Below are 13703 nucleotides of genomic sequence, written 5' to 3' on the forward strand. Positions count from 1 at the left end.
CTCAGTCAGCTCTCGTCGTCGAGCCAGCCCATGGTCCGCTCCACGGCCTTGAGCCAGTTCTTGTACTCGCGGTCACGGGTGGCCGCGTCCATGCGGGGGGTCCATTCGGCGGCCCGGCGCCAGTTGGCGCGCAGCTCGTCGGTGCTGGACCAGAAGCCGACGGCCAGTCCGGCCGCGTAGGCAGCGCCGAGGCAGGTGGTCTCGGCGACCATCGGGCGCACCACGGGTGCGTCCAGGAAGTCCGAGATCGTCTGCATCAGCAGGTTGTTGGAGGTCATGCCGCCGTCGACCTTGAGCGCGGTCAGGTCGACGCCGGAGTCCTTGGTCATGGCGTCGGTGATCTCGCGGGTCTGCCAGGCGGTGGCCTCGAGAACGGCGCGGGCGATGTGCGCCTTGGTGACGTAACGGGTCAGGCCCGCGATGACACCGCGCGCGTCGGAGCGCCAGTACGGGGCGAACAGACCGGAGAAGGCCGGCACGAAGTACGCGCCGCCGTTGTCCTCGACGGTGCTGGCCAGCGTCTCGATCTCGGCCGCGCTGTTGATCAGCCCCATCTGGTCGCGCATCCACTGGACGAGCGAGCCGGTGACGGCGATGGAGCCTTCCAGGGCGTAGACCGGCTGCTCGTCGCCGATCCGGTAACCGACCGTGGTCAGCAGCCCGTTGTAGGAGTTCACCGGCTGGTGGCCGGTGTTCATCAGCATGAAGGTGCCGGTGCCGTAGGTGGACTTGGCCTCGCCCTCGTCGAAGCAGGTCTGGCCGAAGAGCGCGGCCTGCTGGTCACCGAGGGCGGAGGCGACCGGGACGCCCGCGAGCGCACCGGCGGTGGTGGTGCCGTAGATCTCGGCGGAGGACCGGATCTCCGGCAGCAGGGCCGCCGGGATGCCCAGCGAGTCCAGGATCCGCTCGTCCCACTGGAGGGTGTGCAGGTTCATCAGGAGGGTGCGCGAGGCGTTGGTGACGTCGGTGACGTGCTTGCCGCCGTTGACGCCGCCGGTGAGGTTCCAGATGACCCAGGAGTCCATGGTGCCGAAGAGGATGTCGCCGCGCTCGGCGCGCTCGCGCAGGCCCTCGACGTTGTCCAGCAGCCAGCGGATCTTCGGGCCGGCGAAGTACGAGGCCAGCGGCAGGCCGGTCTCTCTGCGGAAGCGGTCCTGGCCGACGTTGCGGCCCAGCTCGCGGCAGAGCCCGTCGGTGCGGGTGTCCTGCCAGACGATGGCGTTGTAGACCGGCTCGCCGGTGTTCTTGTCCCAAAGCAGCGTGGTCTCACGCTGGTTGGTGATGCCGATCGCCTTGACGTCGGTCGCGGTGAAGCCGGGGTTGCTCTGCGCGGCCTTGTCGACGGCGCCCGCGACGACGCGCTGGACGTTGGACCAGATCTCGGTCGCGTCGTGTTCGACCCAACCCGGCTTGGGGAAGATCTGCTCGTGTTCCTTCTGGTCGACCGAGACGATCCGGCCGTCCCGGTCGAAGACGATGCAGCGGCTGGACGTGGTGCCCTGGTCGATGGCGGCGATGAACGGGCCGTGCCCGTGCGAGGAAGTGCTGGGGGTGTCGCTCATGGTGTGCTCCAAGAATTCGGTGCGGGGGGCTGGGTGGTCCGGCGGCTCAGGCGAACGCCATCTGATAGATGCCCCCGGCGAGGGCGCCGCCGATCAGCGGGCCGACGACCGGGATCCAGGCGTAGCCCCAATCGGAACCACCCTTGTTCGGCAGCGGCAGCAGCGCGTGCACGATGCGCGGACCGAGGTCGCGGACGGGGTTGATGGCGTACCCGGTCGGACCGCCCAACGAGAGGCCGATTCCGGTGACCACCAGTGCGACCAGCAGCGTGCCGATGACGCCGACGCCCTTGCCGTTGTCGCTGAGCCCGAGAGTGAGGATCGCCAGCACGAGCACGGTGGTGGCGATGATCTCGGTCACAACGTTCTGCACCGCGTGCCGGATCTCCGGACCGGTGGAGAAGATGCCCAGCACGGGGCCGGCCTTGGGAGCGGCGGCCGGGTCGACCATGCCCTCCTCGCCGTTGTGGCCGGCCAACACCTCCGGGTCGGTCAGGTGCGCCCGGAACTGCCCGTAGTAAACAAGCCACATCAGCACCGCGCCGATCATGGCTCCGAGGAACTCACCGGCGAAGTACACCGGGACCTCGCTCCAGGGGATGCCGCCCTTGAGGGCGATGCCGATGGTGACGGCGGGGTTCAGGTGCGCGCCGGACTTGGCGGCGATGTAGGCGCCCGTGAGGACGGCGAAGCCCCACCCGAAGGCGATGGCGACCCACCCGGCGTTGAACGCCTTGGAGCGCTTGAAGGTAACGGCGGCGCAGACCCCGCCGCCCATCAAGATCAGAACAGCGGTACCGATGGTCTCGCTGATGAAGATTTCGGAGCTGGACACCCGCGACTCCTTTGTCCTTCGTCCAGGGGAAGGCGAACCCCGGGTCCCTCCGGTGGTCCGCACCCTCCGAGAGGGCGTTGGTCGGCCCGCGGCTCTGCACACCCTAACGCGTATAGCCGTTTGGTGTTCGACAATGCCGACCGACGAACGGCAGTTTTCTTCACCTCCCAGACCTCGTCAAGGGTTCTATGGCGAAAAACTTAGGTGAACATTTGGGGCAAACGCGGTCAGAACCGCCCTGCTCCGAGGTCTCGGGAGACCGCTCGTGCGCAATCCCTCACAGCAGCGACGATTTCCGGCCGCAGCTCACCGTCCCGGCACACCCGTTCCACGGCCCCCGTGACCCCCACCGCACCCACCGGCATCCGCCGCCGGTCATGGATCGGCGCCGCGATCGAGGCCACGCCCTCCCAGGTCTCCTCCACGTCCGCGGCCCAGCCGCGGGCCCGGGTGAGATCCAGCAGGGTCTCGAAGTCGGGCAGCCCGGTCGTGGTCTTCGGGGTGAACGCCGTCCGCTCGCCCTCCACGACCTCGCTGTGCGCCACCGGGTCGTACGCCGACAGCACCTTCCCCAGCGCGGTGCTGTGCAGCGGCTGCATCGCGCCGACCTCCAGCACCTGCCGGCTGTCGTCGGGGCGGAAGACGTGGTGCACGATCAGCACGCCCTGCTGGTGCAGCACGCCGAGGTAGACGCTCTCCCCGCTGGAGCGTGCCAGGTCGTCGGTCCACACCAGGGCGCGGGCCCGCAGCTCGTGGACGTCCAGGTAGCTGTTGCCCAGGCGCAGCAGCTCGGCGCCGAGCTGGTAGCGGCCCGAGGTCTGGTCCTGCTCCACGAAGCCCTCCTGCTGGAGCGTGCGCAGGATGCCGTGGGCGGTGCCCTTGGCCAACCCAAGGGAGGAGGAGATGTCGGAGAGGCCCAGCCGCCGTTCTCCCCCCGCAAGCAACCGCAACATTGCGGCTGCTCGCTCCAGCGACTGGATGGTGCGTGCCATCGGGCGACCTCCGAAGTATCTGGTTCGACAATGCTGAACGATATCGGCCCATGCCGACCAGAGGGAGGGGGCCGGGCCATCGAGGATCATGGATAGCGGACCCGGCCGCTCCGTGCACCGGTGTCCACGGCGTGGAATGGGCAGCCCCTGTCCCGGGCCCGTTAGCTACGCTGGCCTGGTGCGCCCTCTCCAGGAGGGTGCAAAGCCGACAGCCGTCGCAACCACGGGAGCAGCTCCATGGCTTCGAACACGCCATCGTCCACCAGCCCGTCCCGCGTCACCGCATTCCGTGAGGCGCTCGCCTCGCGGGTGGTGGTGGCCGACGGGGCGATGGGCACGATGCTGCAGGCGCAGGATCCGTCCATGGAGGACTTCCAGCAGCTGGAGGGCTGCAACGAGATCCTCAACGTCACCCGCCCCGACATCGTGCGGTCGGTGCACGAGGAGTACTTCGCGGTCGGCGTGGACTGCGTGGAGACCAACACCTTCGGAGCCAACTACGCGGCCCTGGCCGAGTACGACATCCCCGACCGGGTCTTCGACCTCTCCCAGGCCGGCGCCGCCATCGCCCGCGAGGTCGCCGACGAGTTCACCGCCTCCACCGGCCAGCAGCGCTACGTGCTCGGCTCGATGGGCCCCGGCACCAAGCTCCCCACCCTCGGTCACGTCGACTACCTGACCCTGCGCGACGCCTACCAGCAGAACGCCGAGGGCATGATCGCCGGCGGCGCGGACGCCCTGCTGGTGGAGACCACCCAGGACCTGCTCCAGACCAAGGCCGCCGTCCTGGGCGCCCGCCGCGCCCTGGACGCCACCGGCACCGCCCTGCCCGTCATCTGCTCGGTCACCGTCGAGACGACGGGCACCATGCTGCTGGGGTCGGAGATCGGTGCGGCGCTGACGGCGCTGGAGCCGCTGGGCATCGACATGATCGGGCTGAACTGCGCCACGGGCCCGGCCGAGATGAGCGAGCACCTGCGCTACCTCGCCCGGCACTCCCGGATTCCGCTGGCGTGCATGCCCAACGCGGGTCTGCCGGTGTTGGGCAAGGACGGCGCCCACTACCCCCTGACCGCCGGCGAACTGGCCGACGCCCAGCAGACGTTCGTCACCGAGTACGGCCTGTCGCTGGTCGGTGGCTGCTGCGGCACCACCCCCGAGCACCTGCGGCAGGTCGTCGAGCGCGTCCGCGACCTCACCCCGCCCGTCCGCGAGGCGCGGCCGGAGCCCGGCGCCGCGTCGCTGTACCAGACCGTGCCGTTCCGCCAGGACACCTCGTACCTGGCGATCGGCGAGCGGACCAACGCCAACGGGTCGAAGAAGTTCCGCGAGGCGATGCTGGAGGGGCGGTGGGACGACTGTGTGGAAATGGCGCGCGACCAGATCCGCGAGGGCGCCCACATGCTCGACCTGTGCGTCGACTACGTCGGCCGCGACGGGGTCGCCGACATGCGGGAGCTGGCCGGTCGGTTCGCCACCGCCTCCACCCTCCCCATCGTCCTGGACTCCACTGAACTCGACGTCCTTGAGGCCGGGTTGGAGAAGCTGGGTGGCCGTGCGGTCATCAACTCCGTCAACTACGAGGACGGCGACGGCCCCGAATCCCGCTTCGTGAAGGTCACGCGGTTGGCGGCGGAGCACGGTGCCGCGCTGATCGCGTTGACGATCGACGAGGAGGGCCAGGCGCGGACGGCGGAGAAGAAGGTGGAGATCGCCGAGCGCCTGATCGCCGATCTCTCGGAGAACTACGGCATCCGCGAGTCCGACGTCCTCGTGGACTGCCTGACGTTCACGATCTGCACGGGGCAGGAGGAGTCCCGCAAGGACGGTATCGCCACCATCGACGCCATCCGGGAACTCAAGCGCCGCCATCCCGACGTGCAGACGACGCTCGGCCTGTCGAACATCTCCTTCGGCCTGAACCCGGCCGCGCGCATCGTCCTCAACTCCGTGTTCCTGGACGAGTGCGTGAAGGCGGGCCTCGATTCGGCCATCGTCCACGCGTCGAAGATCCTGCCCATCGCGAGGTTCGACGAGGAGCAGGTCACCGTCGCGCTGGACCTGATCTACGACCGTCGCAGCGAGGGGTACGACCCGCTGCAACGGCTCATGGAGCTCTTCGAAGGCGCCACCGCCAAGTCCCTCAAGGCCGACAAGGCCGCGGAACTGGCCGCGTTGCCGCTGGACGAGCGGTTGCAGCGACGGATCATCGACGGCGAGAAGAACGGTCTGGAAGCCGACCTGGAGACGGCGTTGGGGGAGCGCCCGGCCTTGGACATCGTCAACGAGACGTTGTTGGAGGGCATGAAGGTCGTGGGCGAGCTGTTCGGCTCCGGGCAGATGCAACTGCCGTTCGTGTTGCAGTCGGCCGAGGTGATGAAGAGTGCGGTGGCGTATCTGGAGCCGCACATGGAGAAGTCCGACGACGAGGGCAAGGGCACGATCGTGCTCGCCACCGTCCGCGGCGACGTGCACGACATCGGCAAGAACCTCGTCGACATCATCCTGTCCAACAACGGCTACAACGTCGTCAACCTCGGCATCAAACAACCCGTCTCCGCCATTCTGGAGGCCGCCGAGGAACACCGCGCCGACGTGATCGGGATGTCGGGGCTGTTGGTGAAGTCGACGGTGATCATGAAGGAGAACCTGGAGGAGCTCAACCAGCGCAAGATGGCGGCGGACTACCCCGTCATCCTCGGCGGCGCCGCCCTCACCCGCGCCTATGTCGAACAGGACCTGCACGAGATCTACGAGGGCGAGGTCCGCTACGCCCGCGACGCCTTCGAGGGCCTGCGCCTGATGGACGCGCTGATTGCCGTCAAGCGCGGCGTGCCCGGCGCGACGCTCCCCGAGCTGAAGCAGCGGCGGGTGCCCAAGCGGGAGGCGCAGGTCACCGAGCCCGAGCCGGAGGAGGGCACCGTCCGCTCGGACGTCGCCGTCGACAACCCGCTGCCCACCCCGCCGTTCTGGGGCACCCGCGTCATCAAGGGCATCCAACTGGCCGACTACGCCTCCTGGTTGGACGAAGGGGCGCTGTTCAAGGGGCAGTGGGGGCTGAAGCAGACGCGCACGGGCGAGGGGCCCAGCTACGAGGAGCTGGTGGAGAGCGAGGGCCGGCCGCGGCTGCGCGGCTGGCTGGACAAGCTCCAGACCGAGAACCTCCTGGAAGCCGCCGTGGTCTACGGCTACTTCCCCTGCCACGCCAAGGGCGATGACCTGATCCTGCTCGGCGAGGACGGAACGGAGCGCACCCGGTTCACCTTCCCCCGGCAGCGCCGCGGGCGGCGCCTGTGCCTGGCGGACTTCTTCCGCCCGGAGGAGAGCGGGGAGACGGACGTCGTCGGGCTCCAGGTCGTCACCGTCGGCTCGAAGATCGGCGAGGCCACCGCCGAACTGTTCGCGGCCAACTCCTACCGCGACTACCTCGAACTCCACGGCCTGTCCGTGCAGTTGGCCGAGGCCCTGGCCGAGTACTGGCACGCCCGCGTCCGCGGTGAGCTCGGCTTCGGCGGCGAGGACCCGGCCGACGTCGAGGACATGTTCGCCTTGAAGTACCGGGGGGCGCGGTTCTCCCTCGGCTACGGGGCGTGCCCCAACCTCGAAGACCGGGCCAAGATCGCCGATCTGCTCCAGCCGGAGCGGATCGGGGTCCAGCTCTCCGAGGAGTTCCAGCTCCACCCGGAGCAGTCCACCGACGCCATCGTCCTCCACCACCCGGAGGCCAAGTACTTCAACGCGCGGTAGCGCGGCGGTGCACCGGGACCCTGGGGAGCGCCCCGCACGCACCCCAGGCGCTCCGGGCGCCACAGTCGTACACTGGTCGGTCCGGTAGCGGCCGGTCGTTTCCCCAGCCCGGGGAGGCGGCCGGCCCTTTCGCCCCTCAAGGGGACGTCCCAACGGAGGTGGATGGATGACCAGCAGCATCCCCGCAGTCGGTGCGCGTACGGCCGAAGCCGCGACCCTCCAGGCCGTCTTCCTCGATCTGGACGGCACCCTCGTCGACACCGAGGGTTTCTGGTGGGAGGCCGAGGCGGAGGTCTTCGCCGGACTCGGCCACGTCCTCGACGACAGCCATCGGGAGGTCGTCGTCGGCGGACCGATGTCCCGCAGCGCCGGCTATCTGCTCCGGGCGACCGGCGCCGACATCGGCCTGGCGGAGCTGAGCACCCTGCTCAACGAGGCGTTCGTGGCCCGGATCAGCCGCGGGGTCGCGCTGATGCCCGGCGCCCGCCGCCTGCTGTCCGAACTGGCCGCGCACCGCGTGCCCACCGCGCTGGTCTCCGCCTCGCACCGCAGCGTCATCGAGCAGATGCTGCACTCCCTCGGCCCGGAGAACTTCGCCCTCACCGTCGCCGGCGACGACCTGGCGCGCACCAAGCCGCACCCGGACCCGTACCTGACCGCGGCCGCGCGGCTGGGCGTGGACCCGGCCCGGTGCGCCGTCGTCGAGGACACCCTGACCGGGGTGCGCGCGGGGGAGGCCGCCGGCTGCCTGGTGGTGGCGGTGCCGTCCGTGACGCCGGTCCCGCCGGCTCCGGGACGGCGCGTGGTGCGGACCCTCGAAGAAGTCGATCTCCCTTTTCTGCAGGCCCTCATCACGGAAAGCCAGGGAAGCGTGCACTGAGCGTACAGCGGTGAATGCTTCGGAACTCACGGCAGCGATACGCTCATTTTCCGTGACGAATACCCGGTGGAATTCGCTGGCCACCGGGCAGCTAGGATGCGTGACGTTTCTCACGCGTGCTGCCGTCGACAGCGGCGCCGGTCGGTGTTCCAGGGGGTCCCATCGGTGGTTTCTACGGGGGTAAGTGTCCGGATTGGTGGAGCAACGTGCGAAACGTTCCGCGGTCCGGATATCGATCACCCTGTTCCCGTTATCGCTCCGCCATATCGCCGTAACTTCCTTGCGTCGATGACCGACTGGCGACGCCTACTAATCTCGACGCGAGCAACACCTCTGCGCTGATAAGGAACCTGCCGACGATGAATCGCAAGACCTTGGTGCTGCCGGCGCTGGCCGGACTCCTCGCCCCGGCCCTCGCTGCTTGTGGCAGCAGTGGCGGCTCGGGCTCGGGCGGCTCGCCGATCGTCGTCGGCGTCGCCTCGCAGATCGAGGCCACCAAGGCGGCCCCCGCGCCGCTCGACCCCGCGGCGGCGTACGACATCGACGCCTGGAACGTGTTGCGCAGCACGTTCCAGACGCTGATGCGGGTGCCCCGTTCCGGCACCGCCCCGGTGCCCGAGGCCGCCGAGTCCTGCGGCTTCCGGGACACCCAGAACGAGCAGTACCGGTGCACCCTGCGCAGCGGCCTGAAGTTCTCCAACGGCCATGCCCTGACGGCACAGGACGTGAAGTTCTCCATCGACCGGCTGCGGACCATCAACTACACCAACGGTCCGGTGTCGCTGCTCAACGACGTCGACCGGGTCGAGACGCCCAGCGACCGCGAGGTGGTCTTCCACCTCACCAAGCCGGACGCCACCTTCCCGCAGAAGCTGGCCACCCCCGCCGCGGCCATCGTCGACAGCCAGGTGTACCCCAAGAACGCCCTCTACAAGGGCTGGGAGACGGCCGGTTCGGGCCCGTACACCCTGAAGACCGAGCACAGCGGCGACCGCCTCAGCAAGGCCGACTTCACCAAGAACCCCGAGTACAAGGGCGGGCTGACGGTGAAGAACGACAAGGTCGAGATGCGGTTCTTCGACGACTCCGCGGACATGGAACAGGCGCTCCGCAAGGGCGAGATCGACCTGCTGAGCCGCGGCCTGACGCCCCAGCAGGTCAAGGGCCTCCAGAACTCCGGGGACAAGCACCTGATGCTCCAGGAGATGCCCGGCCAGGAGATCCGCTACCTCGCCTTCAACACCAACGACCCGGCCGTCTCCAACAAGGCCGTTCGGCAGGCGATAGCCCAGGTCGTCAACCGCTCCCAACTGGTGCGCGACGTCTACTCCTACACCGCCGACCCGCTCTACTCCCTGGTGCCCACCGGCGTCACCGGGCACATCAACTCCTTCTTCACCAAGTACGGCAACCCCAACGTCGCCGCCGCCCGCCAGACCCTCCAGCAGGCCGGCATCAACACCCCGGTGAAGTTCACGCTGACCTACTCCAAGAACCACTACGGGTCCAGCACCGCCAAGGAGTTCGCCGCCCTCCAACAGCAGCTCAACAGCACCAAGCTGTTCGACGTCACCATCAAGGGCATCGACCGCTGGCAGCAGTTCCGCACCGATGAGTCGGACCACAAGTACGCCGTGTTCGGCATGGGTTGGTTCGCGGACCTCCCGGACGCGGACAACTACCTCGCACCGTTCGTCGGCAAGGGGAACTTCCTCAACTCCCCCTACCACAACGAGAAGATCGAGAACCAGCTCATCCCCGGCACCCGCCAGCAGAGCGACCGCAACGCCGCCGCGGCCGGCTTCAAGCAGGTTCAGGACATCCTCGCCGACGACGTCCCGTTCCTCCCGCTGTGGCAGGGCAAGCAGTACGTCGCCGCCCGTGACAACATCACCGGTGCCGAATGGGCCGTCAACTCCTCCTCGGCGCTGCAGATCTGGGAGCTGGGCCGCGGCGTCGCAAGCTGACGCGCGTCCCGTTCCGTTCACCGCCGCGGTAGTCCCGCCGCGGCACGACCGGCACCACCAGAACGTGAGGAACCACCGAGTGAAGCGTGACCAGTGGCTCGCCGCCCCGATCGGAGCGGGGCTCACGACCGTCCTGCTCACGGTCGCCGGGTGCAGTACGGACGCCTCGGAGTCGTCCGGGCACGGCGAACCCGTCGTCATGGGGATGACTGACAAGGTCATCGCCACCGACCCGGCGTCGGGGTACGACCCCGGCTCCTGGCTGCTGTTCAACAACGTCTTCCAGTCGCTGCTCAGTTTTCCCAAGGGCAGCACCACCCCCGAACCGGAGGCAGCCGAGCGCTGCGGCTTCACCGGCGGTGACAGTAAGGTCTACCGCTGCACCCTCAAGGACGGCCTGACCTTCAGCAACGGTGACAAGCTCACCTCCAAGGACGTCAAGTTCTCCTTCGACCGCATCCAGCGCATCAAGGACAAGAACGGCCCCGCCGTGATGTTCGCGGCCCTGGACTCCGTGGAGACCCCGGACGCCCGGACCGTGGTGTTCCGCCTCAAGGCGCCCGACGCCACCTTCCCCATGAAGATCGCCTCGGGCGCCGGCTCCATCGTCGACCACGCCGCCTATCCCGCCGACCGGCTGCGCACCGACGGCAAGGCCGTCGGCTCCGGCGTCTACGCCCTGGACTCCTACGGCCGCGAACAGGCCACGTTCTCCGTCAACACCGCCTACAAGGGCCCCGCCACCGCCAGGAACTCCGGGATGACCCTGAAGTTCTTCGCCGGCGGCGCGCAGCTCAAGAAGGCCGTCGAGAGCGGCGGCGTCGACGTCGCCTACCGCGGCCTGACCATGAAGGACATCGCCGCCCTCGACCGCGCCTCACTGCACCAGCAGCACGGCACCCAGGTCGTCCAGGGCGGCAGCGCCGAGGTCATGCACCTGGTCTTCAACCTCGACGACCCCACCGCCGGCAAGCTGGGCGTCCGCAAGGCCATCGCCTACCTGCTGGACCGCTCCACCCTCGTCCGGGACGTCTACCAACGCACCGCCGAACCGCTCTATTCGGTCGTCCCGGCCGGCATCACCGGCCACAACACCGCCTTCTTCAACACCTACGGCGACCGCCCGCAGCCCGACCAGGCCGCCGCCGCCCTGCGCGACGCCGGCATCCAGGGCAAGGTGCCGCTGACCCTGTGGGCCACCCCCGACCGGTTCGGCCCCGGCACCGTCCCCGCCGTCCGGGAGATCGCCCAACAGCTCAACGCCAGCGGCCTGTTCGACGCCCAGGTGCGCAGCGTGCCCACCGACGCGTACGACCGGGGCGTGACCGCCGGCAGGTTCGGTGTCTACGTCAAGGGCTGGATCCCCGACTACCCGGACCCGGACAACTTCACCCAGCCGTTCTTCGGCAGGGACAGCGTGCTGGCCAACCACTACAACTCCCCGGCCATCACCGGCCGCCTGCTGCCCCAGACCGCCGACCAGCCCAACCGCGCCGCCACCAAGCCCGCCTTCCGCGAGCTCCAGGACATCGTCGCCAAGGACCTGCCGGTCATCCCGATCTGGCAGGGCAAGCAGTACGCGGTGGCCCGCCAGGGCGTCTCCGGCCTGGAATGGACGCTGGACTCCTCGACCGTCTTCCGCTTCTGGGAAATCAGCAAGTCCGCCGGCGCGTAGGCCAGTTACCAGCCCCGCGACGACCGAGCACGGCAACCCCCTCCGGCCCGTCCCCACCCAACAAACGGGAGGGGGCGGGCCGGAGGGGGTGGCATGCCGGAGGTGCAGCGAAGCAGTCGGGTATGCCACCCCCGAAGGCCCGTCACCGCCCCCGGAAGCCCGCGCAGCGGCCCGGCCCGCCGCAGGCGCCACGGCGGGAGAGCCGACAACGTGGCGAACAGCCGGCCGCGGACCCGTGGCGGGAGAGCCGACAACGTGGGCAGCAAGCCCAGCGCAGCTATTGCGCGCCCGGCCGCACCAACCCACTCTCATACGCATAGACCGCCGCCTGCACCCGATCCCGCAGCCCCAGCTTCGTCAGCACATGACCGACGTGCGTCTTGACCGTCGTCTCGCTGACGAACAGGTCCGCGGCGATCTCGGCGTTGGACAGCCCGCGGGCCACCAGCTTCAGCACCTCCACCTCCCGCTCGGTGAGCGTGTGGAGGGTGTCCGGCACCGGCTCCTCGCCGGACGGCAGATGCCCGGCGTACTTGTCCAGCAGCCGGCGGGTGATGCTCGGCGCGAGCATCGCCTCGCCCGCCGCCACCACCCGGATCGCCTGCACCAGTTCGCCCGCCGGGGCGTCCTTGAGCAGGAAGCCGCTGGCCCCGGCGCGCAGCGCCTCGACGACGTACTCGTCGAGGTCGAAGGTGGTCAGCACCAGCACCTTCGCCGGGCCGTCCTTCTCCGGGCCGGTGATCTGCCGGGTCGCCTCGACGCCGTCCATCCGCGGCATCCGGATGTCCATCAGCACCACATCGGGCTGCAGCGCCCGCACTTGCTCCAGTGCCTGGAGCCCGTCGCCCGCCTCACCGACGACCGCCAGATCCTGCTCGGCCTCCAGGATCATCCGGAAACCCGTACGCAGCAGGGGCTGGTCGTCGACCAGCAGGACGCGGATGGCCACAAGCTCTCCTTCGACGGGGCGGGATCATGCGATACCTATTCGACCCGCTCCATTCTGCCTTGCGGGTCGCCCGCGCCGTCCGCCGGGCGCACCGGCGACGAGGGCGTCTCCCGGGGAGCGGCTCCCGGGCCGCCGTCCGGGCCGGCCGTCGCCACCCACACCGGCAACGGGTACACCGGGGGAGTGCCGCCGAACTCCGGGCAGTGCGCCTGGTGATCGCACCAGCCGCACAGCTTCGTCGGCCGCGGCCGCCAGTCGCCGGACTCCGTCGCCTGTCGGATCGCCTCCCACAGCGCCAGCAACTTCCGCTCCACGCCCCGCAGATCGCGCTCGTCCGGGTCGTACGTGAGCACGTCGCCGCTGCCCAGATAGACCAGTTGGAGCCGGCGCGGCACCACGCCCCGCAGCCGCCAGACCACCAGCGCGTAGAACTTCATCTGGAACAGCGCGCCCTCGGCGTACTGCGGCCGGGGCGCCTTCCCGGTCTTGTAGTCGACCAGGCGGACCTCGCCCGTCGGCGCCACGTCGACCCGGTCGATGAACCCCCGCAGCCGCAGCCCGGAGTCCAGCACCGTCTCCACGAACAGCTCGCGGTCGGCCGGCTCCAGCCGCGTCGGGTCCTCCAGCGTGAACCAGCGCTCCACCAGCTCGGCGGCCTGGGTCAACCACTGCCCCAACTGCGCGCCGTCCGCGTCCTCGTCGAACAGCTCGGCCAGCTCCGGGCGCTTGGCCAGCAGCTTCTCCCACTCGACCGGCACCAGCGCGCGGGCGCCGTCCGCGGTGCGCTCCGCCGCGGGGGCGTCGAAGAGCCGCTCCAGCACCGCGTGCACGACCGTGCCGCGGGTGGCCGCCGGGCTCGGCTTCTCCGGCAGCTTGTCGATCACGCGGAAGCGGTAGAGCAGCGGGCACTGCATGAAGTCGCTCGCCCGCGACGGCGACAGCGCCTCCGGCGGCCGCGCCCCGCCCCGCACCGGCACCGCGGCCCCCGCCGGCGCCGCACCCTGCGCCGGCACCGCGGCCGCCCCCGGCCCGTCGGCCGGCGCGTCCGCCTCGGTCTTCTCCGTGCTCCATCCCATGCCCAGAACCCTACGGCCCA

General features: G+C 69.6%; 9 protein-coding genes. 4 read left to right on the forward strand and 5 right to left on the reverse strand.

Annotation, left to right across the window (positions count from 1 at the left end; genetic code table 11):
* Positions 1-5 precede the first annotated feature (5 nt).
* The 3 genes from glpK to ACIQU6_RS17740 form a co-directional block, all read right to left on the reverse strand.
* A complete protein-coding gene (glpK, locus tag ACIQU6_RS17730; RefSeq protein ID WP_403482542.1) occupies positions 6-1562 on the reverse strand; it encodes a glycerol kinase GlpK in 1557 nt (518 codons plus the stop codon).
* A 46-nt stretch (positions 1563-1608) separates the two neighbouring features.
* Complete coding sequence (locus tag ACIQU6_RS17735) at positions 1609-2397, reverse strand: MIP/aquaporin family protein (RefSeq protein ID WP_403482543.1); 789 nt, start codon at positions 2395-2397, stop codon at positions 1609-1611.
* Positions 2398-2624: 227 nt separating this feature from the next.
* Positions 2625-3389, reverse strand: coding sequence for an IclR family transcriptional regulator (locus ACIQU6_RS17740; RefSeq protein ID WP_274916698.1), 765 nt, complete (start codon positions 3387-3389; stop codon positions 2625-2627).
* 237 nt (positions 3390-3626) lie between these two features.
* Between ACIQU6_RS17740 and metH the strand changes: the two genes are divergently transcribed.
* The 4 genes from metH (at position 3627) to ACIQU6_RS17760 (ending at position 11658) form a co-directional block, all read left to right on the forward strand.
* Complete coding sequence (metH, locus tag ACIQU6_RS17745; protein ID WP_403482544.1) at positions 3627-7136, forward strand: methionine synthase; 3510 nt, start codon at positions 3627-3629, stop codon at positions 7134-7136.
* Positions 7137-7302: 166 nt separating this feature from the next.
* Positions 7303-8016 (forward strand): HAD family hydrolase, encoded by a 714-nt coding sequence (locus ACIQU6_RS17750; RefSeq protein WP_403482545.1) that lies wholly within the window; start codon positions 7303-7305, stop codon positions 8014-8016.
* Between the two features lie 359 nt (positions 8017-8375).
* Positions 8376-9983, forward strand: coding sequence for an ABC transporter substrate-binding protein (locus ACIQU6_RS17755; protein ID WP_403482546.1), 1608 nt, complete (start codon positions 8376-8378; stop codon positions 9981-9983).
* Between the two features lie 79 nt (positions 9984-10062).
* A complete protein-coding gene (locus ACIQU6_RS17760; RefSeq protein WP_403482547.1) occupies positions 10063-11658 on the forward strand; it encodes an ABC transporter substrate-binding protein in 1596 nt (531 codons plus the stop codon).
* A 277-nt stretch (positions 11659-11935) separates the two neighbouring features.
* On the opposite strand, the gene ACIQU6_RS17765 is transcribed toward ACIQU6_RS17760, so the two are convergent.
* Together ACIQU6_RS17765 and ACIQU6_RS17770 are read right to left on the reverse strand one after the other, a co-directional pair.
* Positions 11936-12607, reverse strand: a complete 672-nt coding sequence (locus ACIQU6_RS17765; protein ID WP_274916703.1) for a response regulator transcription factor — start codon at positions 12605-12607, stop codon at positions 11936-11938.
* A 35-nt stretch (positions 12608-12642) separates the two neighbouring features.
* Positions 12643-13683 (reverse strand): RecB family exonuclease, encoded by a 1041-nt coding sequence (locus ACIQU6_RS17770; protein WP_403482548.1) that lies wholly within the window; start codon positions 13681-13683, stop codon positions 12643-12645.
* Positions 13684-13703: the final 20 nt, after the last annotated feature.

This window comes from Streptomyces sp. NPDC090442, assembly GCF_044769405.1.
Lineage (GTDB): Bacteria > Actinomycetota > Actinomycetes > Streptomycetales > Streptomycetaceae > Streptomyces.